The sequence below is a fragment of the Quatrionicoccus australiensis genome (assembly GCF_020510525.1).
Classification (GTDB): domain Bacteria; phylum Pseudomonadota; class Gammaproteobacteria; order Burkholderiales; family Rhodocyclaceae; genus Azonexus; species Azonexus australiensis_B.
The window spans coordinates 23,604-50,021 of sequence record NZ_CP075188.1; the positions used below are offsets into that span (position 1 = coordinate 23,604).

Sequence of the window (26,418 nt, forward strand, 5' to 3'; positions counted from 1 at the left end):
TTAGTTGAGGCGCTGGTAGCGGTTGCCGGGCAGGGTGGCGAGCACGCCGGAGAGCTCCAGCGTCAGCAATTCAGTGAGCAGTTGTTCGGTGCTGTAACCGGTCCGTTCGGCCAGTTGGTCGAGGCTGCACGGATCGTGGCCAAGGGCGATGAGCAGGGGATCTTCGGTCCGATGGGGGGCCTCATCCGGAAGCTGATTGTTCGCCGTCAGGTTGCCCAGTTCTTCCAGTATGTCGTCAGCGGTTTCGACCAGCTTGGCGCCTTGCCTGATCAGTTTGTGGCAGCCCCGGGCAAGCGGGGAGTGGATGGAGCCGGGAATGGCAAAAACTTCGCGTCCCTGCTCGCCGGCCAGGCGCGCCGTGATCAGCGAACCGCTTTCCGGTGCGGCTTCGACGACCAGAACGCCGCGCGACAGGCCGGAAATGATCCGGTTGCGGCGGGGAAAATTGGCCGCCAGCACCGGTGTACCGAGTGGAAACTCGGAAACAATCAGGCCCTGTTCGGCGATCTGCAGGGCCAGTTCCTTGTTGCGGGCGGGGTAGATTCGGTCGGCGCCGGTGCCGATGACGGCAATCGTATTTCCGTTGGCGGCCAGCGCACCTTGATGAGCTGCCGCGTCGATGCCGAGTGCCAGGCCACTGATGATGGTCAAGCCTTGTCCGGCAAGCGTCCGGGCAAAGCCGTGGGCCGTCTGCAGGCCCTGTGGCGTTGCATTGCGACTGCCGACGATCGCCAGGCCAGGTTGTTGCAACAACGCCGGGTTGCCGCGCAGATAGAGCACATTGGGCGGGTCGGCAATTTCCAGCAGGGCGGCGGGGTAGGCTTCGTCGGCCAGGGTCAGGATGTGCTGCTCGGGGTCTTCCGCCCAGTGCAGGCTACGGTCGACGGCTTCGCCGGGGTCAAAATCAAACAGCAGGTCGGCTGTTTCGCCGATGACCGAGCGCGCAGCCAGCCGGCCGGCGGCGAAAATTCCTTCCGGTAAACCAAAAGCGGCGAGAAGCTTTCTCTGCCTCTCGCCGCCGATTCCGGGGATCAGGGTCAGCCGCAGCCAGGCGGCCAGACCTTTGGTTGTTTTCACGGATTCTTGAAAGAGTCGCCGATCATCACGGATTTTGCCGACTCAACCACCAGCGCATAGCTGACGCGATCGAAGACGCGGAACACAAAGGCCAGTGCGTAACGCTCTTCAGGAATCGGCGTGGAGACCTTTTTGCCTTTTTCGTCGTAACCGAAAGAAACCCGGTTGCGGTAAAGGGCGAGAACGTGGCCCACCTCAAGTGCGTCGTTGCGGCCACGGTTGATGGCGACGACGGAGCTGGCGCCACCTTCACGCAGACCGCCATAGATGCTGACGATCTTGCCGGAGATTTCCTGTTCCGGGCGATGCGGCACATAAGCAACGATATTGGCGGGGGGCGTCGGCAGCAGGCGATCACCGCGACCGATTTCTTCCTTGGCGATCATGATGCTGACCGAGGCCGGTTCGCCGGGCTGAACCAGGCGGGCGCTGCCGAGGAAAAAGGCTTCATGACCGAGCACTTCACCAGTATCGGGATCCTTCAGGGCCTTGCCCGGACGGAAGATGTTCCAGTTGACGACACTGGCATCGGGGATGCCGGTCACAAATGCCGTATCGCCGCTGCCCATGAAGACGCGGTCTTCCTGCGAGGCGATGATGCGCGCGACGTTGTCGTGGGCGCCGGGTTCGATGATCAGCGGTTGCGAGAGGAAGGGCTCGATTGCGTTCGATGGAATGCTCGGCACGATCTGCTGCACGGCTTCGCTGTATACCTTCGGCTGCAAGCGGCCGTTGCCGGTGCTGCCGACTGACTTGCCGAGTTTCAGACGCGGTTTGCCATTGACGTAGTCAAGCATGATCACGTCGCCGGGATAGATCCAGTGCGGATTCTTGATCTCGGCCTTGTTCATGTTCCAGATTTCCGGCCAGCGCCAGGGTTGCTTCAGAAATTTGCCGGAAATGCCCCACAGCGTGTCACCGCGGACAACGATGTGGCGATCAGGGGGATTGTCGACGAGTTGAAGCGGCTCTTCGGCAGATGCGCAGAAGGCCGTTACGGCCAGGATGAGCGCGGATATAATGCGAACCATTGTCGTAACCTCTCGTGCCGGTGGAACGCGGTGCGATCAACACTGTCTGAATAGTGTCTGGCAAGCCGGTTCATATCTCGGAAATTGCTGGAGATTCTGCACGTAATAACCTAATCGAGCAAGCTTTTCATCCGTTTTCCCTATGGCACTTCTACCCATTTTGCGTTTCCCCGATGTCCGGCTGAAAAAAGTTGCCGTACCGGTTTCAAAAATTGACGATGGCATCCGAAAACTGGTCGCCGACATGGCCGAGACCATGTACGAGGCGCCCGGTATCGGCTTGGCCGCGACCCAGGTCGACGTGCATAAGCAGATCGTCGTGATCGATATTACGGAGGAAAAGAACGACCTCCGCGTATTCATCAATCCGCGCCTTGATCAATGCACGGGGTCGCAGGAGGGCGAGGAAGGATGCCTGTCGGTGCCCGGCATCTATGACAAGGTCGAACGGGCCGAATTCGTCACCGTGCATTACCTCGATCTGGATGGCAAGACACAATCCCTGCAGGCCGACGGCCTGCTCGCGGTCTGCATCCAGCACGAACTCGATCATCTGAACGGCAAGGTCTTCGTCGATCACCTGTCGCAACTCAAGCAGACCCGGATCCGGAACAAGCTGGCGAAACAGGCGCGCGTCACCGCATGAGGCTGATCTTCGCCGGGACACCGGAATTTGCCGCGCAGGCGCTGCAGGCCATTATTGCAGCGGGTCACGACGTGCCGCTCGTGCTGACCCAGCCCGACCGGCCGGCCGGGCGCGGTATGAGCCTGCAGCCGTCGCCGGTCAAGAAACTGGCGCTCGAACATGGCATCGAGGTCTTCCAGCCCTTGAGCCTGAAGGATGCCGAAGCGCAGGCGAAGATCGCCGCCATTCAGGCCGAGGTGATGGTGGTTGCCGCCTACGGGCTGATCCTGCCGCAAGTCGTGCTCGACATGCCGCGTCTGGGCTGCATCAATATTCACGCTTCGCTGTTGCCGCGCTGGCGTGGTGCCGCACCGATCCAGCGCGCTTTGCTCGCCGGTGATGCCGAGACCGGCGTCTGCATCATGCAGATGGAAGCTGGCCTCGATACCGGGCCGGTGCTGCTGCGCGGCGCTTTCCCGATTGCGCCAACAGAGACGACGGCGACCCTGCACGACCGTCTGGCCGAGCTGGGAGCTTCGCTCGCGGTCGAGGCACTTGGCAAGTTGCCGTTGCCGGCCGCGGCGCAGCCGGTCGAGGGCATCACCTACGCACACAAGATCGAGAAGGCGGAAGCCCTGATCGACTGGTCGAAAAGCGCCGCCGAACTCGATCGCCACATCCGCGCCTTCAATCCGTTTCCTGGCGCCCAAGCCTTGTTGCGCGGCCAGACCGTGAAGCTGTGGCAGGCCGCGCCGGTTCCCGGTCAAGGCGAAATCGGACAGATTTTGCAGGTCGACCGGCAGGCGATCGTCGTGGCCTGTGGTTCCGGGGCGCTGGCGATCAGCGAGTTGCAAAAGGCCGGTGGCAAGCGTCTGCCGGTACAGCAGTTCCTGGCGGGTAACCCGTTGCAGGTCGGCGACCGCTTCGATCTGCCGGCCTGAGTCTGGTTTGCCGCCCCGCGGTTTTGGCCGGGCGCGCTAACTGCCGAGGTGGCCGCGTGCCACCTCTTTTTTTTCCAGCCGCTCCGGCGCGAAGGTGGCGATGACTTCGGCAAACAGGGCGCGGGCCCGAGCACTGTTGTCGCCACTGAAATTACAGACATAGACATCGAGTGTCACGCCGCCGATTTCCGGCCAGGTGTGCACGGCCAGGTGCGATTCGGCCAGCACCACGGTGCCGGTGACACCGGCCGGCTGACCGGTGGCGTCGGTGAACGCGTGGAAGAGGCGGCCGACCACGCTCAGGCCATGGCGGCGGCAGGCATCGACACAATAGTCTTCCAGGCCGGCGGCATCGAGCAGCAAGCCCGGGGCGCAGCGGCAATCGTGCAGGTCAGCGATCAGGTGCAGGCCATTCATTTGGCAATTTTATGGCGTTTCACGTGAAACTCGGCGGGCAAAAATATTTTCCAGTAGGCGGCCCAGCCGATAACCGGCATTGACGATCTGCTGTTCGGCGATGCTGCGTGCCTGCGCGTCGAATTCGTCGGTGATCAAGGGCAGCAGGCTGCCGGCCGGGGGATAAGCGTCAGCAAGCAGATGATGGCTTTCGCTGCGCCAGCCGATAACCGAACCCTGGGCCGGCGCCGGATAGCGGGCGAGCAGTTCGGCGGCGCGCTTGTCCAGACGCTTGCCGCGCAGGGAAGACGGTCCGGGCAATTCATCCCAGTACTGATGCAGGTTGGAGAATGGCTGGCGGCGGGCCGGATTCTCAATTTCGACGCGGTTGCCGCCGTCGTCGCCGTGGCGGCCGACATGCAGTGGCTGGTGGATGTCGCCGACCAGATGCAGCAGCCAGGGCAGTGCCCAGGAAATCTGCTCCGGGCTGGCGGTCGACCGCAAAATTTGGCTGATTTTCCCGATCTGGAGGTCGATTTCACCGGCCCGGCGTTTGCCCTTGCTGTCGAGGTCGACGTAATGCCAGCCCTTGTGGCGGGCCTGATCGAACAGGCCGGGGATGGCCGGTGTCGGTGTTTCCCGGGTTTCATCGTAATAGCGGGGATCATGGCGGATGTTGTCCGCCCAGGTTGCAGCTTCGGCGAAGAGGGCCTGCGGCTCGTCGGAACGGGCCTTTTCCTGCCAGCTCGGGTAATCAGGATGGCGGGCCAGGATTTCGCCAATCTGCTGCCGGCTGGCCGGCGATAATTGCTGCCAGGCAATGATGGCAGTCAGCCGGTGCCCGGCCCCATTCCAGGCATGGGCCAGGGGCGGGCAGAGGAACAGGAAGAACAGAATCAGGAATCGACGCATTGCGGCATTATGCCGCGTGCGATAATCAGAGACTATGTCGAAACTGCCGCTCACCTCTCTGGCTTTTGCACTGCAACAAGCCGCCCTCATCAACGTCGCCGTCTTCGCCGGGCAAAGCCTGGCCGACGGGCTGCTAGGCCGTATTGATCCGCTCGCCCGCCCGGCGGTTCAGGATCTGGTCTACGGCAGCCTGCGCCAGTACGGACGGGGCGATTTCTTTTTGTCCCGCCTGCTCAGCAAGCCGCTGGCTGCCGAAGAAATTCGCGCCTTGCTGCTGGTTGCGATCTATCGTCTGGAAACCCGTCCGGACTCGGCGCATACCGTGGTTGATCAGGCGGTGGTGGCAGCCGGCGTCATGGCCGAAGGCCGTTTCCGCTCGCTGGTCAATGCCGTGCTGCGCAATTTCCTGCGCCAGCAGGCGGCACTGAATACTGACCTGGCGGCTGATGAACTGGCCGCCAGCCAGCATCCCGACTGGTGGCTGGCGCAATTGCAAACGGCCTATCCGAACGATTGGCCGGCCATCGTCGCAGCCGGCAACGCGCCACCGCCGATGGCACTGCGCGTCAATCTGCGCCGCATCGGCCGCGACGAATATCAACAGCGCCTGAGTGCCGTCGATATCGCATCGACGCCGATTGACGAGGCGGGTCTGATGCTCGACAAGCCGGTGGCAGTTGATCGTCTGCCCGGCTTTTTCGATGGCCTGGTTTCGGTTCAGGATCCGGGCGCCCAGCGCACCGCCAGCCTGCTCGACCCGCTGCCCGGCAGCCGTGTGCTTGATGCCTGCGCTGCGCCCGGCGGCAAGACGGCGCATCTGCTGGAACGCGCCGAACTCGATCTGCTGGCGCTCGATCTCAAGCCGTCGCGCTGCCGCCGCATCGAGGAAAACCTGGCTCGCCTCGGGCTGCAGGCCGGGGTCAAGGCAGCCGATTGTGCCAAACTGAATTTGTGGTGGGATGGCCGTCCGTTCGATGCCGTGCTTGCCGATGTGCCCTGTACGGCAAGCGGTGTTGTGCGGCGTAATCCGGATGCCAAGTGGCTGCGCCGGGAAACCGATATCGCCAGCTTTGCGGCCAGCCAGGCGCGTATTCTCGATGCCTTGTGGCAGGTTGTCCGGCCGGGAGGTAAACTGCTTTACGTGACCTGTTCGGTTTTTCCGGCTGAAAACACCGAACAGATCGGGCTGTTCCTGGCGCGTCAGCCGCTGGCCCGCCGGTGTCATGAGGAACAGCTTTTGCCTACCGCTGAACATGATGGTTTCTTCTATTGCCTCCTCGAAAAACGTGACTGAGCGACTACGGCGCTGGTTGTTGCTGCTGGTTTTCCTGCCTGTACTGGCGTGGACCGCAGAGATCGACATTGCAGCGCCGCAGATCGTGGCCGGCGATGATGGCTACGTGCTGTCGGCCGATTTCACGTTCGAACTGAACCAGCGCCTGGAAGAGGCGGTGACCAAGGGCGTCGTGCTCTATTTTGTTGCCGACTTCGAGCTTTCCCGACCGCGCTGGTACTGGCTTGATGAAAAGCTGCTCAGCCGCAGCCAGACCTACCGCCTGTCCTATCACGCGCTGACCCGGCAATACCGCTTGTCCACCGGCGCCCTGCACCAGTCGTTCTCCTCCTTGTCTGACGCCTTGCGCATGCTGGCGCGCATGCGCAACTGGGTGGTGATCGACAAGAACGACAAGACCATCAAGGCTGGCGAACCCTACCAGGCGGCCTTGCGCCTGCGTCTGGACATCACGCAATTGCCGCGTCCCTTCCAGATCAGCGCGCTCGGCAACAAGGAGTGGAGTCTGGCTTCCGACTGGAAGACCTGGCAGCTCAGCCTGCCTGCCGTGCTGCCGGCGGAGGTCAAGTGAAGCGTTTCGTCGCTGCCAGCGGCGCCCTCGCGGCAGCCGTCGGCGCCATTGTCTGGTTCCTGCTGCTGATGTCGACGGCGGCGGATACGGTCATTTTTTCGCGCAATTACCCCTTGCTGATCGCCCTCAACGTCATGCTGGCGCTCGGCATGCTCGCCCTCGTCGGCTCGCAGCTGCGCTCCTTGTGGCGCGATTACCAGGCCCAGGTTTTCGGCGCCCGCCTCAAGCTGCGCCTGATGCTGATGTTTGGCGTCATCGCCGTGTTGCCGGGCGCGCTGGTCTATGGCGTTTCCGTCCAGTTTGTGACGCGTTCGATCGAAAGCTGGTTCGACGTGCGCGTCGAGAAGGCGCTTGAGTCCGGCCTGCATCTCGGTCGTTCGGCCCTCGATTCGCTGCTCGCCGATCTTGGCGAAAAGGGACGCAGCATGGCCGCCGAACTTTCCGATATCCAGGAATTTTCCCGCCGCTCGGCCTTGCTGCGCCTGCGCGACGAAAAAGGCGTGCAGTCGGCGGCCTTGTTTTCGCTGGGTGGCCAACTGCTCTCCAGCGCAACCGGCGAACTGGGGGCCCTGCTGCCGGAATTGCCGACCCAGGCGCAGCTCAAGCAGGCGCGCAGCACGCGGGCCGTCAGTTCGGTCGAAGGCGAGGGCGGCAAGCTCTTTTTGCGCGTACTGGTGCCGGTGACGGCGCGCGACGTTTTCGAGGAACCGCGCATCCTGCAACTGATTCAGCCGGTGCCGGAAGGTCTGGCGCACGATGCCGATGCGGTGCAGGCGGTTTATCGCGATTATCAGGAGTTGCAGCTGGCCCGCGAGGGTCTGACCCGCATTTATGCCCTGACTTTGACGTTGACCGTGCTGGTTGCCCTGTTCGGGGCTTTCGCGCTGGCCTACGTGATGGCCCGCCGCCTGGTCGCGCCGCTGCACATCCTGGCCGAAGGCACGCAGGCGGTGGCGCAGGGCGACTTTTCGCCGCGCCAGGCAATCTACAGTGGCGACGAACTCGGTGTGCTGACCCAGTCCTTCAACCGGATGACCCGCCAGCTCAACGAAGCACGGCACGAAACCGAGCGCCACCGGGGCGAGCTGGAGTCGGCGCGCGGCTATCTCGAGTCGATCCTGGCCAATCTGTCGGCCGGTGTGCTGGTTTTCGACCGCCATTTCGTGCTGCGTACGGTCAACGAAGGCGCTTTGACCGTTTTGAACGATGACTTCACCGGCCTGATCGGCGAAGCCGTTGAAAACTGGCCGCGCCAGAGCATCATGGGCGAATGCATCCGTACGCATTTCTCGGCCACCGACGAAGTCGAATGGCAGGCCCAGCTTGAACTGGAGCGCCCGAACGGCATGCCGCAGGTTCTGCTGCTGCGCGGTTCGCGCCTGCCGGAAGCGAGTGGCGGCGGCGATGTCGTGGTCTTCGACGATGTGACGCGAATGATCGCCGCCCAGCGCAGTGCCGCCTGGGGCGAAGTGGCGCGCCGCCTGGCGCATGAAATCAAGAACCCGCTGACGCCGATCCAGCTCTCGGCCGAGCGCCTGCAGTTCAAGCTGGCCGGCAAGTTGCTCAACGGCGATGCCGACATGCTGGCGCGCGGCACGCAGACCATCATCAACCAGGTGCAGGCGATGAAGCGCATGGTCGATGATTTCCGCGACTATGCCCGCCTGCCGGCGCCGGAAGTCTCGCCGCTCGATCTCAACGAACTGATCGGCGAAGTGCTCGGCCTCTACGAAAGCTCGTCGGCGCGCATCGAAACCGAACTGGCCGCCGATCTGCCGGCTGTCCTCGGCGATGCGACGCAACTGCGCCAGATCATCCACAATCTGCTGCGCAATGCCGAAGATGCGCTCGAGGAGCGTCCGGACAGCTGCATCCGGATCATTACCGAACGCCTCGGCCGCTGCGCCCGCCTGCAGATCGCCGATAACGGCCCGGGCTTCCCGGCCGAACTGCTGCCCCGGATTTTTGAACCCTACGTCACCACCAAGGCCCGCGGTACCGGCCTTGGCCTGCCCATCGTCAAGAAAATTGTCGAAGAACACTCGGGCAGTATCGAAATCAGCAATGCACCGGAAGGCGGAGCACGAATCGACATTCGTCTGCCCCTGGTGAAGGAGGAGAGCCAATAATGGCGATTATTCTGGTCGTTGACGACGAAGTCGGCATTCGCGAACTGTTGTCGGAAATCCTGATCGACGAGGGCTACGATGTCCGCCTCGCCGAAAATGCCGCGGCGGCCCGCCGGGTGCGCGGCGAGTTGCGCCCCGATCTGGTCCTGCTCGACATCTGGATGCCCGACACCGACGGCATCTCGCTGTTGAAGGAGTGGCATGCCGGTGGCCAGCTCAACATGCCGGTGGTGATGATGTCGGGCCATGGCACGATCGATACGGCGGTCGAGGCGACGCGTTTCGGTGCCTTCGATTTCCTGGAAAAGCCGATTGCGCTGCAGAAGCTGCTATCCACGGTGCAGAAGGCGCTCAAGCACGATGCGCCGCCGCAACGCCCGCCACTGACCCTGGAAGCCTTCGGGCGCTCGGCCTTCATCAAGGAATTCAAGCGCCGGCTCGAACAGGCTGCCGCCAAGTCGCCGCTGCTGTTGCTCAAGGGCGCAACCGGCGGCATGGCGGAAATCTGCGCGCGCACCTTGCAGACGCCGCGCGCCCCGTGGCTGGACCTGTCCGGCATCAGCAGCGCCCTGACCCAGGAAATGCTGGAAAAGGTCAGTGGCGGCCTGCTCTTCGTGCCGGATCTGTCGGCGCTGGGCAAGATGCAGCAAATGAACCTGTCCTATGCGGTCGACCGTCTGGAAAAGCTCAATTTGCAGCTGGTTGCCGCCACCGCCCGGCCGCTCGCCGCGCTGGGCGAAGCGGGCTGGGACGGCAAGCTGCTCACGCGGCTCGGCGAAGTCTTTGTTGCCATGCCTTCGCTGGCAGGGCACGCCGACGAGTTGCCGGAAATCGCCAGCCTGCTGCTGAGCAATTTCGTCGAACGCGGTGAAGTGCCGCCGCGGCGTTTTTCGACCGGTGCCCTCAATGCCTTGCGTACGCTGCCCTGGAAGAGCCTGCCCGATGCCAGCTGGACCGATCTCTATGTGCTGGTCCGCAACCTGGCCCTGACCGCGCTCGATGAAGACATTTCGGCCGAGGATGTGATCCGGGTGACGCCCGAGAAGGAAGGGAACAGCCAGGAACTGATTTCGCTGCAGCCCTTGCTTGAGCAGCCACTGCGCGAAGCGCGCGATGCCTTCGAGAAGCTGTATTTCGAGCATCACCTGCGCCTCGAAGGCGGCAACATGACCAAGCTCGCCGAGCGTTCCGGCCTGGAACGTACGCACCTGTATCGCAAACTGAAGCAGCTCGACGTCAAACTCGGCAAGCGCAGCGAGGAATAGCCGGCGACGACTGCGCGGCAACCGTGACCTGATGCCCGGAAAGGCGGATAATGCCGCCTTTCCGAATTCATGGCGGAGTGCGACGTGAGCCGACCCAAAAACGATACCTTCCTGCGTGCCCTGCTCAAGGAGCCGACCGAATACACCCCGCTCTGGCTGATGCGCCAGGCCGGTCGCTACCTGCCGGAGTACTGCGAAACCCGCAAGCGGGCCGGCAATTTCCTGAACCTGTGCAAGTCGCCGACCCTGGCCTGCGAAGTCACATTGCAGCCGCTGGCCCGTTACGACCTCGACGCGGCCATCCTTTTCTCCGACATCCTGACCGTGCCCGATGCGATGGGGCTCGGTCTCTACTTCGCCGAAGGCGAGGGCCCGCGTTTCGAGCGTCCGCTGCGCGAGGAATGGGCGATCAACAACCTGACCGCCACCGATCCCTACGAGCATCTCGGCTACGTCATGGATGCCGTCGCCGAAATCCGCCGCGCGCTGGATAACTCGGTGCCGCTGATCGGCTTCTCCGGCAGCCCGTACACGCTCGCCTGCTACATGGTCGAAGGTCAGGGTTCGAGCGATTTCCGCCATATCAAGGGCATGATGTACAGCCGGCCGGACCTGCTGCACAAGATCCTGTCGGTAACCACCGAATCGGTGATTTCCTACCTGAATGCCCAGATCGATTCCGGTGCCCAGGCAGTGATGATTTTTGATACCTGGGGCGGTTCGCTGTCGAACGCGGCCTACCAGGAGTTCTCGCTGCAATACATGCAGCGCATCGTGGCCGGCCTGAAGAAGGAAAAGGACGGCCAGCGCATTCCGAGCATCGTATTCACCAAGAACGGTGGCCTGTGGCTGGAAAAGATCGCCGCCATCGGCTGCGATGCGGTCGGACTGGACTGGACGATCGATATCGGCGAAGCGCGTCGCCGCGTGGGCGACAAGGTCACGCTGCAGGGCAATCTCGATCCGAACGTGCTGTTTGCCGGGCCGGAAGTCGTGGCTGCCGAGGCGAAGAAAGTGCTCGACAGCTTCGGTGCCGGCAATACCGGTCACGTTTTCAACCTCGGTCACGGCATTTCGCAATACACACCGCCGGAAAGTGTCACCGCGCTGGTTGAAACCGTGCATGCGCACAGTCGTTTATTACGTAAGTAATAGCCATAAGTAAGGGTCAAGGCGCTACTTATGCACAGTGCCTTGATCGCCGGAACAAAAAAATCCGGGAAATCGCTTGACAGGATGATTATTGTCCAAGTTGATGAATTTAAAGGGGTTTGTGTTTTGCCCATTATTGCGGCGAAGTGACAAATCCCTTTGCTGACCACTACTTAGCGCAAACATCCAGAAGAAATCCACAAAGTTATCCACAGCTTTTGTGGGTAAGATAAAAACCTTGTCTCTGGCAAGGTTTTCCCCAGGAAAACCGGAGAAATTTCGGCTCTCGCCGTTGATCCATGCCCGTCTTACGCGTCGCCCTCGATTTGCCCCTGCACCGGCTGTTCGATTATGTCGCGGCCGAGGCGTCGACCGCTGACGTTGGCCTGCGCGTGCGCGTGCCCTTCGGGCGCGGCGAAAAAATCGGCATCATCGTCGAGGTTGCGGCGGGCAGCGACTGGCCGCTTGAGCAGTTGAAGGTGGCCGGCGAGATCCTGCGCGACGTGCCGCCCTTGCCGGCCGATTTCCTGCGTTTGTGCGAGTTTGCCAGCAGCTATTACCAGGCGGCCTACGGCGAGGTATTGCTGCAGGCCTTGCCGGCCGGTCTCAAGCGCCTCGATCCGCCGACCCGGCGCAATGCGCGTCCGGTCAAAATCACGGAAAGCGTGCCCCGACCCGAGTTGACCGGTGAGCAAGCGGTTGCCGTCGAGGCGATCGACCCGGCCGCCGGCTTTGCCGCGCATCTGCTGCACGGTGTGACCGGCAGCGGCAAGACCGAGGTTTATCTGCGCCTGATCGAGCGCACGCTGGCCGCCGGCCAGCAGGTGCTGCTGCTGGTCCCGGAAATCAACCTGACGCCGCAGCTCGAAGGCCGGGTGCGGGCGCGTTTTCCCGATACCGGCGTCGTTTCGCTGCACAGCGAACTGGCCGAAGCCGCGCGCGAGCGCAACTGGCGGGCGGCCTTTGCCGGCGAGGCGAGCATCGTGCTCGGCACGCGCCTGGCGATTTTCACGCCGCTGCCGCGCCTCGGGCTGATCATCATTGACGAGGAGCACGATTCCTCGTTCAAGCAGCAGGACGGCATGCGCTATTCGGCGCGCGATGTCGGCGTCTTTCGCGCCCGCCAGCTTGGCATTCCGATTTTGCTTGGCTCGGCGACGCCGTCGCTGGAGTCCTGGGCCAACGCGCAGGGTACGCGCTACAACCTGCTGACACTCAAGGAGCGGGCCAATCCGGAAGCCTCGCTGCCAACGGTCCACGTGCTGGATACGCGCAAAATGGTCTTGCAGGAAGGCGTCAGTGCGGCGCTGGTGGCCGGCATCCGCGACCGCCTGGCGCGCGGCGAGCAGAGCCTGGTCTTCCTCAACCGGCGCGGTTATGCGCCGGTGCTGGCCTGTCCGGCCTGCGGCTGGGTGTCGCGCTGCACGCGCTGCGCCGCCAACATGGTGCTGCACCTCGCCGACCGCCGCTTGCGTTGCCATCATTGCGGCTGCGAGCATCGCATCCCCAAGAGTTGCCCGACCTGCGGCAATCAGGACATCCATCCTTTCGGTCGCGGTACGCAGCGCCTTGAAGGCTGGTTGCGCGAAACCTTCCCGGAGGCGCGCATCCTGCGTGTCGATCGCGATTCGGTGAAAAGCCGCAAGCAGTGGGAAGCCATCCTCGAACGCATCCACGGCGGCGAAGCCGACATCCTGGTCGGCACGCAGATGCTGGCCAAAGGCCACGATTTCCCCAAGCTGACCCTGGTCGGTGTGCTCGGTGCCGATTCGGCCCTCTTTGCCGCCGACTGGCGTGCGCCGGAGCGCCTGTTCGCGCAGTTGATGCAGGTCGCCGGCCGCGCCGGTCGCGCCGAACTGAAGGGTGAGGTGCTGATCCAGACGCAGTATCCGGATCATTCGCTGTACGCGGCGCTGGTCAAGCACGATTACCCGGGCTTTGCCGCGACCCTGCTCAAGGAGCGCGAGCAGGCCGGTTTCCCGCCCTATGCCTTCCAGGCCATGCTGCGCGCTGAAGCACCGCTGATGGCCGACGCCATCGCCTTCCTGACCACGGCGGCCAGTCTGCCGGTGGTCGCCGAGCACGGCAATATCCTGGTGTTCGATCCGATCCCGATGAAAATGGCGCGCCTGGCCAATCTCGAACGCGGCCAACTGCTCGTCGAATCGCATTCCCGGCCTGCCATGCAGGCCTTCCTGCCAGCCTGGCGGGAAGCCGTTGAAGGCATCAAGGCGCCGGCGAAATTGCGCTGGCATATCGAAGTCGACCCCTACGAATTCTGACCGGCACGACCCTTGCGGATAGATGCACCCAAACCACTCAAGGAGGGTGTCATGCGTATCCAGGAATCGAACGTTCAACTCTCGGCCAATCACGAGGCCAGTCGCAGTCAAACCAGCGAAACGACCATGTATACGGACTTTCGCGCCTTGTTCAAGAGCCTCGTGGCGGTCCCGGACGAAGGCGAGGCGGCTGTGCGCCAGCGCGTGCAGAAAATGCTGCAGTCGCTGGTCGACGCCATTCTTGCCGCGATCGATGGCAAGAAATGCAGTGACGATCTTGCCGCCGGCAAGGATTTGCCGGCCGCGGCGGCAAGTACGGCAAGCTCGCCGCCAGCCGGCCGCACTGCGGAAATCACCTGGCAGCGCACGGTGTGTGAAACCGTTTCCGAGTCGGAGCGGACCAATGTCTGCGGTAGCGGCAAGGTGAAAACCTGCGATGGCCGGGCGATAGACTTCGACTTCTCGCTCGCTCTTTCCCGTGATTACCAGAGCACGAAGACGAGCAGTGAATCCGGCAGCATCGCGTTGCGCGACCCGCTGGTGCTCAGCTTTTCCGGCAATTCCTGCGAGTTGACCGATGAGCGCCTGAGCTTCGACCTGAATGCCGATGGTGTCGCCGAGCAGATTCCCGGTCTGGGTGCCGCCAGTTGCTTCCTGGTCTTCGACCGTAACGGCAACGGCAAGGCCGACAACGGCAGCGAGTTGTTCGGCGTCGCCAGTGGTAACGGCTTTGCCGATCTTGCCAAGCTCGACAGCGACCACAACGGCTGGATAGACGAGGCGGACCCGGCCTGGAGCCAGCTTGGCCTGTGGTCGGGCAAGGACTACCAGACGCTGGGCGAAGGTGGGGTCGGCGCGCTGTACACCGGCGCGGTCGACGCGCCGTTTTCACTCAAAACCAGGGACAACGAACTGCTCGGCCAGATCCGCGCGGCTGGTGTCTATCTATCCGAAGCGGGTGAGGTGGGTAACCTGCAGCAGGTCGATTTGGCCGTTTCAGGCGCGTCGACCGCCCAGGAACAGCCAGAGCAGGGCCAGCAACTGGCCGCCTAGCAGGCTGAAAAAGGCGGCGCGGAAGGCCGCGTCGCCTGCCCAGCCGGCTGCCTGCAGGTTGTCGACGAGAATGCCGATGCCCCATTGCAGGCCGAAAGCGCCGGCAAAAACGAGCAGGTTGAGCGCCGTGTTGGCGCGCCCGGAAAGTGCCGGCGGAAATGCCTGGGCGACCAGCGAGTAGGAGATGTTGGACAGCGAGAAGCAGGCACCGAGGACCGGCCACAACAAGCCACCGGCCAGCGTCGGCTGGGCGCTGATCAGGGCGAAGCAGGCGAGGGCGAGCAACATGGCGCCGAGGTAGAGCTTGTCGAGCGCGATACCGCGGTGTACCAGGCGCGTCGCGAAAAATCCCATGAACAGGAAACCGGCCAGCATGGCACCGCTGATCAGCGTCAGGCGATAGGCGATGCCGGTACTCTCCAGTCCTTCGAGCACGCTCATCCAGCGCGATGCCCATAGCCCCTGCACGGCCATGAAGCCGCCGGTGAAGAAGAAGCCCATCGGCGCATAGCGCCAGAAATGCCGGCTGGCGAAAATGCTGCGTACGCCGGCCATTTGCGCGGCAAAACCGCCGGCCTGCTTTTCTTCACCGGCCTTGTCGGGAACCAGGAACCAGAGCAGGGCGGCGACGAGCAGGGTGGTTGCGGCCAGGCCGAGGGCGATCTCGCGCCAGCTGGCAAAGCCGAGTGCCAGCTCAAGCGGCTTCGATGCGGCCAGTGCGCCGAGGCCGCCGGAGGCCATGATCCAGCCGGTCAGCGAGGCCTGGCGCTCGGGCGGAAACCATTGGCTGAAGGCCTTGAACGATGCCATCAGGCAGGCCGAGACGCCGAGCCCGATCAGGGCGCGACCGCTGGCCAGGCCGGTCAGCGTGTCTGAGAGCCCAAAGACGGCAGCGCCGGCGGCGGCGAGCAGAAGCAGGCCAGCCTCGACGCGGCGCGGTCCGAAGCGGTCGAGCAGCATGCCAAGCGGCAACTGGGCGGCACCAAAGGCGAGAAAATAGGTGCTGGTCAGCAGGCCGAGCGCGTTGTCGCCGAGCGCCAGCTCACGCGCCAGTACCGGGCCGATCACCGCATTGGCGGTGCGGAACAGGTAGGACAGGAAATAACCCGCGGCAAAGGGCAGGAAGAGGCTGATCCACAGCCGGCGTTGCTCTGTCTGATTCATGCTCATTCGGGTTTCACGTGGAACTGGTCGCGGGTGAGGGAGCCTGATTCTGGCGTAGCCAGGTGAGGCGGGTTTCCAGCTTTTGCTGCCAACCCTGTGCAATGCCGGGCGCGGCAGCCAAGGTGGCCAGTTCGGCGAGCGGCGGGCGATGCGCCTGGCAAAGCAGCAGGGCGGCGGCCAGGGTCAGACTGTTGCTGGCGGTTTGTTCGAGAATCAGCTCGGCGCCCGGTTCAACCCGGCCGGGCGTCAGGACGCGCCAGTACCAGCCGGTCAGGCGCAGTTCGGCGATGAAAAGCGCCATGCCGTCGCTGGCGAAGCGTTCGTCGATTTTCCAGCACGGGTTGCGCGGCTGGCAAACCTGCAGGCGGGCGCTGCCCAGGCGGTAGATGTCGCCGATGCTGACATCGCTTTCGTCGAGGTCGGCGGTGGCGATGTTCTCGCCGAGACTGCCGGGAACGAGTTGCGCCGCGGCTTCCGGAAAGCGGGCCGCAAGCTGGGCGTAATGCCGGCTCGGATAGAGGTGGACGGCTTTTTCCGGGCCGCCATGCACGCGCCGGTCGGCTTGATGATCGCCGATGAAACCCTCCGGGCCAAGTTCGAGCGAACCCGTTGCCGGCTGCTTGTAGATGCCGCTGGGGCGGCCCGACTCAGGGAGCGGCCGGATGTCGCCGACGAAGAGAGAGATATGCGCCATGGTTGCCGGATTCTGCCATCAATTCCACAACCAGGCCGCGCCGCGCACCCCCGAGGAATCCCCATGTGTCGGGGGCAATATTTTGGTGTAAAAAGCGTCGGAAAAAACATGTGGACCGCAGGCCGCCGGCAAGTTGCGGTAGAGGCGCTGCATTTTCGACAGGCCGCCACCGAGCACGATCACGTCCGGATCGAGGATGTTGATGATGCCGGCCAGGGCGCGTCCGAGGCGGGCTTCGTAGCGCGCCAGGGTGGCGCTGCAGGCGGCATCGCCGGCGTTGGCGCGGGCCTCGATCTCGATCGCGTTCAGGGCTTCGCCGCTGTTGGCCAGATGGTCGCGCGCCATGGCCGGGCCGGACAGCCAGGCTTCGACGCAGCCGCGACGGCCGCAATAGCAATCCGGTGCCGGGCCGCTTTCCCCTTCGCCCGGCGGCAAAGGGTTGTGGCCCCACTCGCCGGCAATCGCGTTGGCACCGGTCAGCACCTGGCCATGGACGACAATGCCGCCGCCGACGCCGGTGCCGAGAATGACGCCGAAGACAATATTCGCACCACGACCGCTGCCGTCGATCGCTTCGGACAAGGCAAAGCAGTTGGCGTCGTTGGCAAGGCGGACGTCGCGCCCGAGCAGGGTTTGCAGGTCCTGGCGCAGCGGCTGGCCGATCAGGCAGGTCGAGTTGGCATTCTTGATCAGGCCGGTGACCAGCGATTCGGCGCCAGGGATGGCGAGGCCGACGCTGCCGCGCTGGCCCAGTTCATTTTCGGCATTTTCAACCAGTCGACCGATGGCCGCCAGCGTCGCCCGGTAATCGCCCTGCGGCGTCGCAACACGCCGGCGCAGCAGTTCGTGACCATCAGCGGCGAGCGCGATGATCTCGATCTTGGTGCCGCCGAGGTCGATGCCGAGACGCAAGGCTCAGACCCGGACAGCGATGCCCTTGACGTTGCCGTAGGTGGTGGTCAGGGTGCGCAGCACGCTGCCGCCGGCTTCCAGGAGCAGCATGAAAAGATTGCGTTCGGAATACAGACAGACCGGACCCTTGATGCCGTATTTCTTGACCATCGGCGGTGCCAGCTCGCAGAAGCGGGCTTCGACATCCTCGTCGTAGCAGGCGTAGCCCTCGCTCAGTTCGGAGTGCAGGCCAAGAATGGAGACGTAGAGCTTGCCGCCGATGCGCAGCTTTTGCAGCAATTCGCGGACGACCTGGCGGGCTTCGGCGTAAGGCAGGCCGCACAGGCTGCGCCGTACGATGATGATGTCGAAGGGCTCGCCGGGCGAGTTTTCCGGCGGCTGCGGCAGGGTGCAGGGAGCGAAGCTGATTTCGTTGATCATGCTGGCGGCGAGGATGCGGCCATTGATGTCCTGGCGCCGCGCCTCGTTGTCGGCGACCGTGACCTGGGCGCCGAGGCGGGCAAACTCGGTAGCCAGTTCGCAATGACCTGCCGGCATGATCAGTACCGATACCCGGTTGTCGAAGCGATGGCGTTTGACGCACTCTTCCAGCGCGAAGCGTTCGAGCTCGTCGGTGCCTGGCTCCATCGGATTGACGGTACTATGTGTACTCATGCTTTATCTCTCCCTTGAGTTCATTGTGCACGATGGCCGGGTGCTCTGACAACCCGGATGGTCAAAGGAAGTAAATATGCTGGTTAGATTTGTATCGAGTGAAACAGGCGAAGTCCTGATGTTTGCCGAAACGGCGAAGATTTTGCTGGAAGCAATCGGCAAGGAGACGACCGCGCGTGGCACCTTCACGCGGGAGGAAATGCCGCTTGCTGCCGAGGCTTTGCGCCAGGCGGTGGCACGGGCCGGCAAGCCGCCCGAGGAAGATGAAGAAGAGCGCGACAAGACCAAGCCGCCGGTCATTGCCCTCGGCACGCGTGCCTGGCCATTGATTGAAATGCTCGACCGCACCGGTCGTTCCGGTCCGGACGCGAACATCATCTGGGAAGCACCGAACGCCTTCTGACGTCCGGCCGGTGCTCAGAAGAGTTCGATATCGTCGTTCTTGTCCTTCATTTCCGCCATGAAATGATCGATTGCTTCCTGCACCGGCATGCCCTGCATGACCGCCTCGAACATCGCGATTTCCTCGCGGGTCGTGTACTTGCACTTGATCTTTGACTGCAGTGCGACCCATTCGCCCGGATTGAACAGGCGCCCGGTGTCACCGACCAGATCGCTCAGGTCGCCCAGACTGATGCCGACGTGGGCGAGGCGCTGCACCAGCTTGTCGTAAAACTGGAAAGCGATGATCGCCTGATGCACCATGCTCGAGACGTGTTCCGAGATGCCGCCGAGATTCTTCTTGGCTTCGCCGACCGAACCATCGTCGGGCAGGGTTTCGACGGTATCGGAGATGGTCCGCATGTAGCCGGCCATGGTCGTGAAGGAGTCGGTCAGCACTTCGACCGAAGCATTGCTGTCCTTCATTGCCGCTTCGATCTGGACGGCGGCCAGTTCGAGCATCAGCACGGTTTCGCGGACCTGGCTCCAGTTCAGGTCGGGGCTGTGGGCGGTCGAGCCACGTTGGGTGGTGATCTTGTTGCTCATTCTTGGCGTTTGTCCTCTGGTGGTTCGGCAAACTATAGCGCAAGCGCCATCGCGAATTCCAGCCCGCCGCTGTCGAAAACGCACGTTTTGCCACGATAATTGCCTGATGAACTATCGTTTTCTTCCGGTTTTTTGCTTTTTTGGCCTGTCGACCGCTGCCGCTGCGGCGCCCCTGGTGGCAGTCGATGTGGGGCACGGCAACAAGGATACCGGCGCGCTCAGCGCGCGCGGCCGCGCCGAATTCGAATTCAACGGCGTGCTGGCCCGGGTTCTGGCCAAGGCCTTGCGCGAGAAGACGCTGGCGGTCCGCGAAATCAACTTTGCCGGCGATATCGGCAGCCTGAGTGCCCGCCCGGAGCAGGCGAAAGGCAGCGACTTCTTCATCTCCATCCACCACGACTCGATCAGCGAAGCCTGGCTCAAGCCCTGGGTCTGGGAGGGCGTCGAGCGTACCCATACCGACGTCAAACGCGGCTACGGCATATTCGTGTCACAGCAGAATCCCGACCTGGAAACCAGCCTGCGCTGCGCTTCGGCGATCGGCAGCCAGCTACGCCGGGCCGGTTTCGTACCGACGCCCTGGCATGGCCGCAAACACAAGCCGGCCGATGCTGAAAACGGTGTCTGGTATTACGACAATCTCGTGGTTTTGTACCGCACGACCTTGCCGGCCGTGCTTTTCGAGGCCGGGGTCATCAAGCACCGTGACGAAGAGCTTGAGCTGCTCGATCCCGAGCGTCAGACCTTGATGGCCGACGTCGTGGCGACCGGCATCGCCGCCTGCCTGTCGGTCAAAGAAATATCGGCTCCGGCGTCAGATCCACCGCAAAGCGCGCCCTGACCTCGGCCTGCACGGCGGCCATGGTGCGTTTGACGTCGTCGCCGGTGGCGCCGCCGCGGTTGACCAGGACCAGCGCCTGTTTTTCATACATGCCGACCGGCCCGAGGTTTTTCCCCTTCCAGCCGGCCTGTTCGATCAGCCAGCCGGCGGCCAGCTTGACCCGGCCATCGGGCTGCGGATAACGCGGCAGATTCGGGTAGGTGCTGGCCAGCCGCTCGGCTTCTGCAGCGCTGACCACCGGGTTGTGGAAGAAGCTGCCGGTATTCGGGATCTGCGCCGGGTCGGGCAGCTTGCGCTGACGCACGGCAATGATGGCGTTGGCGATTTCCTGCGGCGTCGGTGCGGCGATCTCGCGCGCGGCCAGCTCCTGCGCCACATCGGCATAGCGGATATTGGGCTGCCAGGCTTTCGCCAGGCGGAAAACCACTGAAATGATCGCCATCCGGCCGGTCAAATGCCAGCCTTGCTGCTTGAACAGGCTGTCGCGGTAGGCGAAGCGGCAGGCCAGACGGTCGACGGTCGTAAATTCCTGCTTTTCAAAATCCCAGGCGGTCAATGAATGGAAACATTCGCCGACTTCCAGTCCGTAGGCGCCGATATTCTGGATCGGCGCGGCGCCGACCGTGCCGGGAATCAGGCTGAGATTTTCCAGGCCGGGCCAGCCCTGATGCAGCGTCCATTGCACGAAGTCGTGCCAGTTCTCGCCGGCGCCGGCTTCGATGTACCAGGCATCTTTGTCTTCCTGCAACAAGCGCTTGCCGGGGATCGCCATGTGCAGCAGCAGGCCGGCGAAATCGCCGGTCAGCACGAGGTTGCTGCCGCCGCCGAGGATGAAGCGCGGCCCGTCTTTCAGTGCCGGATCGGTCAACTGCGCCGGATCGGTGATTTTCAGGTAGCGTGCCGCCTTGCCAGGCAGGGCGAGGGTATTGAAGGGCGTCAGGTCGACGGCGGTGGCGAGCTTCATGCGCTCATTCGCCAAGCAGCAGCGCGCCCAGCGCTTCCGGCTGCGCCGCCGCCCGCCAGCCGGCGCGCATCTCGCCGGCAGTCAGGCTGCCGTAACCCCAGGTCACGGCGATGAAGGGCAGGCCGTTGGCGTCCGCCGACTCGCCGTCCTCGCTGCGGTCGCCGATGTAGATCGCCTGCTCCCGGGCGATGTTCTGGTCGGCGAGCAGCCGGGCGATCATCGCCGCCTTGTCGGGGAGGCGCGGCGTGAACAGGTCGAGGGAATAAACATGGGCGAAATGCCCGCTCCAGCCGAGATGCTCAAGGATCAGCCGGGTCGGGTGGATGCGCTTGTTAGTGGCAATCGACAGCGTCAGCCCGGCACCGGCCAGCTCGGCGAGCAATTCGCCGACCCCGGCAAAGGCGGCCGTCGCCTTGTAGCCCTCGCTGTCGTAACTCGCCTTGAAGGCTTCGGCCAGCTCCGCGACCAGGGCCGGATCATCGCTGCCCGACAGCAGTTGCAGGGTTTCCACGAGCGGCGGCCCGATCACGCTGTCGTCGATGCTCCGCGCCGGCGCAATGCCGGTCCGCGCGAAGGCCTCGCGAAAACTGGCCAGGATGGCGGGGGCGGAGTCGATCAGGGTGCCGTCGAGATCGAAAAGGATGTGCGGGTGGCGAGGCATGGCGGCTAGTGACGGTTGGCGGAGGCGCAATTATCGCCCGCGTTGAGGCATTCGGTGATAATCCCCGCCAGCATTCCTGCATCTATCAATCCTTAGATCGGGAGTTTGCACATAGTGAGCAATCCGAGTCAGGATTTCATCTGCCGTGTCGCGCATAGTGCTGGCCATGGATAGAGGAAGAACAATGAGCGAAGCCAGGGCAACAGCGTATGCGGCACGATTGGACCGGGTCCTTGATTACATCGAGGCCCATCTCCACGAGAGCCTGGGCGTGGAGCAACTGAGCCAGGTCGCGAATTTCTCCAAATTTCATTTCCATCGGCAATTCGCCGAGTTTGTCGGGACCAGTGTCGGGCGTTACGTCCTCCTGTTGCGGCTGCGGCGGGCCAGTTACCAGCTCGCCTTGAACCGGCGGCGGAAGGTGATCGACATCGCGCTGGATACCGGCTTTGAAAACCCGGAATCGTTTTCCCGCGCTTTCAGGAACACCTTCGGCAAGTCGCCCTCCGCATTCAGGCGGGCGCCGGACTGGGTGTCGTGGCACGAGCGCTATCGATTCCGCATTCCGGAAAGGAAGAGAAACATGCAGGTTGAAATCGTCAATTTCACAACGACCTTGCTCGCGGTGCGCGAACATCGCGGCCCGCCCGAGCGCGTCAACGAATCGGTCGGTGAGTTCATCGCCTGGCGCCAGCAAAGCGGTCTGTCACCCAAACAGAGCAGCCGGAGTTTCGGCATTGTCTACGACAATCCCGATACGACGGAGCCGGATCAGTTCCGTTTCGACATCGCCGGCGAAGTGCTGGCCGAGGTACCGCCCAATGCGCAGGGCGTGCTCAACAAGTGCATTCCCGGCGGGCGTTGCGCGCGGGTGCGGCACTGCGGTTCGCATACCCGGATCGGCGAAAGCATCTACCCGCTTTACCGCGAGTGGCCACCGGAGAGCGGTGAGGAACTGCGCGACTTCCCGCTCTATTTCCATTACCTGAATCTGCTGCCGGAAACGGCCGAGGCCGATCTGGTGACGGATATCTACCTGCCGTTGAAGTAGCGCTGCATCAAGCCGACGGAAAAATGGCCTCGCATGCGAGGCCATTTTTGCTGCAAGTCCCGGATCAGAGCAGCGGCGCCAGCCAGTACTCGGCGTCCTTGAGGGACATGCCCTTGCGTGCCGCCCAATCTTCCAACTGATCCCGGCCAATCTTCGGAATCGCAAAATAGGTCGCTGCCGGATGTCCGATGTAGAAGCCGGACACCGCCGCTGCCGGCGTCATCGCGCAGGATTCGGTGAGTTGCATGCCGGCCGTGTTCGGGGCATCGAGCAGGGCGAACAGTTCGCGTTTGGCGGTGTGGTCCGGGCAGGCCGGGTAGCCGGGGGCAGGGCGGATGCCCTTGTATTGCTCGTTGATCAGTGCGTCGTTGTCGAGCTTCTCGTCGCTGGCGTAGCCCCAGTAGTGAGTGCGTACTTCGGCGTGCAGCCATTCGGCAGCGGCTTCGGCGAAACGGTCGGCGAGCGACTTGAGCATGATTGCCGAGTAGTCGTCGTTGGCTTTTTCGAAGGCGGCGACGCGTTCATCAATGCCCAGACCGGCAGTGACGGCGAAGGCGCCGACGTAGTCTTCTGCCCCGACATAATCGGCGAGCGCGACATTGAAACGGCCCTTCGGCTGCTTGTGCTGCTGGCGCAGGCCGACCCAGCGGGTCAGCTCGGTCGTGCGGCTTTCATCGCTGTAGATGATGATGTCTTCGTTGTCGCCGCGCGCCGGGTAAAGGCCGAACACCGCCTTGGCGGTCAACCACTTCTCGCTGACGATTTTGCTCAGCATGGCTTGCGCATCGGCAAACAACTGGCGGGCGGTTTCGCCGACCACGTCGTTTTGCAGGATGGCCGGGTAGCGGCCGGCCAGGTCCCAGCTCTGGAAGAAGGGCGACCAGTCGATGTAGGGCACCAGCTTTTCCAGGTCCAGCGTCAGCGTGTGGCGGCCGGGCTGTTGCGGTTTGACCGGCGTATAAGTTTCGTTCCACGTGAAACGGTTGGTGCGGGCTTCGGCCAGCGTGACCATGGTGGCGCCCTTGCGGCCGGCGTGTTCGGCACGCACGGTTTCGTATTCAGCGACGATTTCGGCCATGTAGCCGTCGCGCTGGTCGGCGGAAAGCAGCTTGGTGGCGACGCCGACGGCACGCGAGGCGTCCGGCACGTAGACCACGGCGCCTTCGGTATTGGGGGCGATCTTGATCGCGGTATGGGCGCGGCTGGTCGTGGCGCCGCCGATCAGCAGCGGCTGCTTCATGTTCAGGCGCTGCATCTCGCTGGCGACGTGAGCCATTTCCTCGAGTGAGGGCGTGATCAGGCCGGACAGGCCGATGATGTCGACGCGATGCTCGAGCGCCGCCTTGAGGATGTTGTCGCAGGAGACCATGACGCCGAGGTCGACGACGTCGTAGCCATTGCAGCCGAGCACGACGCCGACAATGTTCTTGCCGATGTCGTGCACGTCGCCCTTGACCGTGGCCATCAGGATCTTGCCCTTGCTGCCCAGACCGGTGCGGGTCTTTTCCGCTTCGATGTAGGGCAGCAGGTGGGCGACCGCCTGTTTCATCACACGCGCCGACTTGACGACCTGCGGCAGGAACATCTTGCCGGCGCCGAACAGGTCGCCGACCACGTTCATGCCGTTCATCAGCGGCCCTTCGATGACGGAAAGCGGCGGCTTGCCTTCACTTTCGAGCTTGGCGCGGACTTCCTCGGTATCGGCCACAACGAAGTCGGTGATGCCCTTGATCAGCGCGTGTTCCAGACGCTTCTCGACCGACTGTTCGCGCCAAGAAAGATCCGGGCCGGAATCCTTGGCCTTGCCTTCCTTGACGGTCTGGGCGAAATCGACCAGCGCCTCGCCGGCGCCGGGATTGCGGTTGAGCACGACGTCCTCGACCTTGTCGCGCAGCACCGGTTCCAGATCGTCATAGACACCGAGCATGCCGGCATTGACGATGCCCATGGTCATGCCGGCCTGGATCGCGTGGTAGAGGAATACGGTGTGGATCGCTTCGCGCACGGCGTCGTTGCCGCGGAAAGAAAACGACACATTGGAGACGCCGCCGGAAATGTGCGCGTGCGGCAGGTTCTGCTTGATCCAGCGCACCGACTCGATGAAATCGACGGCGTAGTTGTCGTGCTCGGGAATCCCCGTCGCAATCGCGAAGATGTTTGGGTCGAAGATGATGTCTTCGGCCGGGAAGCCAATGCTCAGCAGCAGTTCGTAGGCGCGCTGGCAGATCTCGGTCTTGCGCGCGTAGGTGTCGGCCTGGCCCTTTTCGTCGAAAGCCATGACGATGACGGCGGCGCCGTAGCGGCGGGCGAGCTTTGCCTGTTCGATGAACTTGGCTTCGCCTTCCTTCATCGAGATCGAATTGACGATGCCCTTGCCCTGGATGCACTTGAGGCCGGCTTCGATGACTTCCCATTTCGACGAGTCGATCATGATCGGCACGCGCGAGATGTCCGGTTCCGAAGCAATCAGCTTGAGGAAACGATCCATCGCAGCGATCGAGTCGAGCATCGCCTCGTCCATGTTGATGTCGATGACCTGCGCGCCGTTTTCGACCTGCTGGCGGGCAACGGCCAGGGCGTCGTCGAAGCGGCCTTCGAGAATCATCCGGGCGAAGGCTTTCGAACCGGTGACGTTGGTGCGCTCGCCGACGTTCACATAGAGCGAGTCAGCGCCGACATTGAACGGCTCCAGCCCGGACAGGCGCAGCTTCTTCTCGATTTCCGGCACTTTGCGCGGGGTGACCGCTGTGACGCGTTCGGCGATGACGCGGATGTGATCGGGTGAGGTGCCGCAACAGCCGCCAACGATATTGACGATGCCGGTCTTGGCCCAGCTCTCGATCTCGTCGGCGAGCATTTCCGGTGTTTCGTCATAGCCGCCGAAGGCATTGGGCAGGCCGGCGTTCGGGTGGGCGGAAACGAAGCAGTCGCAAACACGCGACAGCTCTTCGACGTACTGGCGCAATTCATTGGCGCCGAGCGCGCAGTTGAGGCCGAAGGAGAGCGGCCGGATGTGGCTCAGCGAGTTCCAAAAAGCCTCGGCGGTCTGGCCGGACAGCGTGCGGCCGGACGCGTCGGTGATCGTGCCCGAGATCATCACCGGCCAACGCCGGCCGGTCTGCTCGAAGAAGCTTTCGATGGCGAACAGCGCAGCCTTGGCATTGAGCGTGTCGAACACGGTTTCGACGAGCAGGATGTCGGCGCCGCCATCGACCAGGCCGGTGATGGCTTCGAGGTAATTGGCGACCAGTTCGTCGAAAGTGACGTTGCGGTAGCCGGGGTCGTTGACGTCCGGCGAGATCGAGGCGGTGCGGCTGGTCGGGCCGAGTACGCCGGCGACGAAGCGCGGCTTGGCCGGGTTGGCGGCGGTGAATTCGTCGCACAGCTCGCGGGCGATGCGGGCGCCCTCGAAATTCAGCTCATAGACCAGCTCGGTCAGGTTGTAATCGGCCTGCGAGACGGCGGTCGAGTTGAAGGTGCAGGTCTCGAGAATGTCGGCGCCAGCTTCGAGGTAGGCACGATGGATGCCGCTGATGATCTGCGGCTGGGTCAGCAGCAGCAGGTCGTTGTTGCCCTTGAGGTCGTGCGGGTGATCCTTGAGGCGCTCGCCGCGGTAGTCCGCTTCCTGTAGTCCATGGTGCTGGATCATCGTGCCCATGGCGCCGTCGAGGACGAGCAGGCGCTGCTGGAGCAGGGATTGGAGTTCGGCAGTACGGTCGGCTTGGATCATGGATTACCTCGGCGAAACAAAAAACACGCCGG

The 26,418-nt window shown here is 63.2% G+C and carries 24 protein-coding genes; 12 read left to right on the plus strand and 12 right to left on the minus strand.

Annotated elements, in window-relative coordinates; translation table 11 throughout:
* Window positions 1-1,077 (minus strand): DNA-processing protein DprA, encoded by a 1,077-nt coding sequence (gene dprA, locus KI612_RS00090; protein ID WP_226441794.1) that lies wholly within the window; start codon window positions 1,075-1,077, stop codon window positions 1-3.
* Entirely contained in the window at window positions 1,074-2,108 is a 1,035-nt protein-coding gene (locus tag KI612_RS00095) for a LysM peptidoglycan-binding domain-containing protein (protein ID WP_226441795.1), read from the minus strand. The genes dprA and KI612_RS00095 overlap by 4 nt, the downstream gene beginning before the upstream one ends.
* A 142-nt stretch (window positions 2,109-2,250) precedes the next feature.
* On the opposite strand from KI612_RS00095, the gene def reads away from it, so the two are divergent.
* Both def and fmt read left to right on the plus strand, forming a co-directional pair.
* Window positions 2,251-2,754 (plus strand): peptide deformylase, encoded by a 504-nt coding sequence (def, locus tag KI612_RS00100; protein ID WP_226441796.1) that lies wholly within the window; start codon window positions 2,251-2,253, stop codon window positions 2,752-2,754.
* Window positions 2,751-3,674, plus strand: a complete 924-nt coding sequence (gene fmt / locus KI612_RS00105; protein ID WP_226441797.1) for a methionyl-tRNA formyltransferase — start codon at window positions 2,751-2,753, stop codon at window positions 3,672-3,674. Before def ends, fmt begins: the two co-directional genes overlap by 4 nt.
* Window positions 3,675-3,710: 36 nt before the next feature.
* Here the strand turns inward: fmt and speD are convergent, their stop codons facing one another.
* Window positions 3,711-4,091 (minus strand): adenosylmethionine decarboxylase, encoded by a 381-nt coding sequence (gene speD / locus KI612_RS00110; protein ID WP_226441798.1) that lies wholly within the window; start codon window positions 4,089-4,091, stop codon window positions 3,711-3,713.
* Window positions 4,092-4,100: 9 nt separating this feature from the next.
* A complete protein-coding gene (locus KI612_RS00115) occupies window positions 4,101-4,982 on the minus strand; it encodes a S1/P1 nuclease (RefSeq protein WP_226441799.1) in 882 nt (293 codons plus the stop codon).
* A gap of 34 nt (window positions 4,983-5,016) precedes the next feature.
* On the opposite strand from KI612_RS00115, the gene rsmB reads away from it, so the two are divergent.
* The 7 genes from rsmB to KI612_RS00150 all read left to right on the plus strand — a co-directional run bounded on the left by rsmB (window position 5,017) and on the right by KI612_RS00150 (window position 14,728).
* Window positions 5,017-6,276, plus strand: a complete 1,260-nt coding sequence (gene rsmB, locus KI612_RS00120; protein ID WP_226441800.1) for a 16S rRNA (cytosine(967)-C(5))-methyltransferase RsmB — start codon at window positions 5,017-5,019, stop codon at window positions 6,274-6,276.
* Window positions 6,269-6,847: a DUF4390 domain-containing protein gene (locus KI612_RS00125; RefSeq protein ID WP_226441801.1), complete on the plus strand. Its 579-nt coding sequence runs from the start codon at window positions 6,269-6,271 to the stop codon at window positions 6,845-6,847. The genes rsmB and KI612_RS00125 overlap by 8 nt, the downstream gene beginning before the upstream one ends.
* On the plus strand, window positions 6,844-8,976 hold the full coding sequence (locus tag KI612_RS00130) for a sensor histidine kinase (RefSeq protein WP_226441802.1): 2,133 nt from the start codon (window positions 6,844-6,846) through the stop codon (window positions 8,974-8,976). Before KI612_RS00125 ends, KI612_RS00130 begins: the two co-directional genes overlap by 4 nt.
* On the plus strand, window positions 8,976-10,241 hold the full coding sequence (locus tag KI612_RS00135) for a sigma-54-dependent transcriptional regulator (RefSeq protein ID WP_226441803.1): 1,266 nt from the start codon (window positions 8,976-8,978) through the stop codon (window positions 10,239-10,241). Before KI612_RS00130 ends, KI612_RS00135 begins: the two co-directional genes overlap by 1 nt.
* An 84-nt stretch (window positions 10,242-10,325) precedes the next feature.
* Entirely contained in the window at window positions 10,326-11,393 is a 1,068-nt protein-coding gene (hemE, locus tag KI612_RS00140) for a uroporphyrinogen decarboxylase (RefSeq protein ID WP_226441804.1), read from the plus strand.
* Between the two features lie 299 nt (window positions 11,394-11,692).
* On the plus strand, window positions 11,693-13,675 hold the full coding sequence (locus KI612_RS00145) for a primosomal protein N' (protein ID WP_226441805.1): 1,983 nt from the start codon (window positions 11,693-11,695) through the stop codon (window positions 13,673-13,675).
* A gap of 51 nt (window positions 13,676-13,726) precedes the next feature.
* Window positions 13,727-14,728, plus strand: a complete 1,002-nt coding sequence (locus KI612_RS00150) for a hypothetical protein (RefSeq protein WP_226441806.1) — start codon at window positions 13,727-13,729, stop codon at window positions 14,726-14,728.
* On the opposite strand, the gene KI612_RS00155 is transcribed toward KI612_RS00150, so the two are convergent.
* From KI612_RS00155 to KI612_RS00170, 4 genes are read right to left on the minus strand one after another with little or no spacing between them, the layout of a single operon-like run.
* Entirely contained in the window at window positions 14,672-15,892 is a 1,221-nt protein-coding gene (locus KI612_RS00155) for an MFS transporter (RefSeq protein WP_226441807.1), read from the minus strand. The genes KI612_RS00150 and KI612_RS00155 overlap by 57 nt on opposite strands.
* Window positions 15,893-15,905: 13 nt before the next feature.
* Window positions 15,906-16,586, minus strand: a complete 681-nt coding sequence (locus tag KI612_RS00160; protein ID WP_226441808.1) for an MOSC domain-containing protein — start codon at window positions 16,584-16,586, stop codon at window positions 15,906-15,908.
* A gap of 18 nt (window positions 16,587-16,604) precedes the next feature.
* Window positions 16,605-17,498 (minus strand): ROK family protein, encoded by an 894-nt coding sequence (locus KI612_RS00165; protein ID WP_226441809.1) that lies wholly within the window; start codon window positions 17,496-17,498, stop codon window positions 16,605-16,607.
* 3 nt (window positions 17,499-17,501) lie between these two features.
* A complete protein-coding gene (locus KI612_RS00170) occupies window positions 17,502-18,152 on the minus strand; it encodes a methyltransferase domain-containing protein (protein ID WP_226441810.1) in 651 nt (216 codons plus the stop codon).
* Between the two features lie 76 nt (window positions 18,153-18,228).
* On the opposite strand from KI612_RS00170, the gene KI612_RS00175 reads away from it, so the two are divergent.
* The gene (locus tag KI612_RS00175) at window positions 18,229-18,555 is read left to right on the plus strand and encodes a DUF1840 domain-containing protein (RefSeq protein ID WP_226441811.1); all 327 of its coding nucleotides are present in this window, start codon (window positions 18,229-18,231) and stop codon (window positions 18,553-18,555) included.
* A 14-nt stretch (window positions 18,556-18,569) separates the two neighbouring features.
* On the opposite strand, the gene KI612_RS00180 is transcribed toward KI612_RS00175, so the two are convergent.
* Window positions 18,570-19,139 carry a hypothetical protein gene (locus KI612_RS00180; RefSeq protein ID WP_226441812.1) on the minus strand — a complete coding sequence of 190 codons (570 nt, stop codon included), beginning with the start codon at window positions 19,137-19,139 and terminating at the stop codon, window positions 18,570-18,572.
* Window positions 19,140-19,245: 106 nt separating this feature from the next.
* Here KI612_RS00180 and KI612_RS00185 point away from each other — a divergent pair, with 106 nt between their 5' ends.
* Window positions 19,246-19,980: an N-acetylmuramoyl-L-alanine amidase family protein gene (locus KI612_RS00185; protein ID WP_226441813.1), complete on the plus strand. Its 735-nt coding sequence runs from the start codon at window positions 19,246-19,248 to the stop codon at window positions 19,978-19,980.
* On the opposite strand, the gene murB is transcribed toward KI612_RS00185, so the two are convergent.
* Both murB and KI612_RS00195 read right to left on the minus strand, forming a co-directional pair.
* Window positions 19,931-20,944: a UDP-N-acetylmuramate dehydrogenase gene (gene murB / locus KI612_RS00190; protein WP_226441814.1), complete on the minus strand. Its 1,014-nt coding sequence runs from the start codon at window positions 20,942-20,944 to the stop codon at window positions 19,931-19,933. The two genes, KI612_RS00185 and murB, sit on opposite strands and share 50 nt — an antisense overlap.
* Before the next feature lie 4 nt (window positions 20,945-20,948).
* A complete protein-coding gene (locus tag KI612_RS00195) occupies window positions 20,949-21,605 on the minus strand; it encodes an HAD family hydrolase (protein WP_226441815.1) in 657 nt (218 codons plus the stop codon).
* Between the two features lie 184 nt (window positions 21,606-21,789).
* Here KI612_RS00195 and KI612_RS00200 point away from each other — a divergent pair, with 184 nt between their 5' ends.
* Entirely contained in the window at window positions 21,790-22,656 is an 867-nt protein-coding gene (locus KI612_RS00200) for an AraC family transcriptional regulator (RefSeq protein ID WP_226441816.1), read from the plus strand.
* Window positions 22,657-22,720: 64 nt separating this feature from the next.
* On the opposite strand, the gene metH is transcribed toward KI612_RS00200, so the two are convergent.
* Window positions 22,721-26,383: a methionine synthase gene (gene metH, locus KI612_RS00205; protein ID WP_226444322.1), complete on the minus strand. Its 3,663-nt coding sequence runs from the start codon at window positions 26,381-26,383 to the stop codon at window positions 22,721-22,723.
* Window positions 26,384-26,418: the final 35 nt, after the last annotated feature.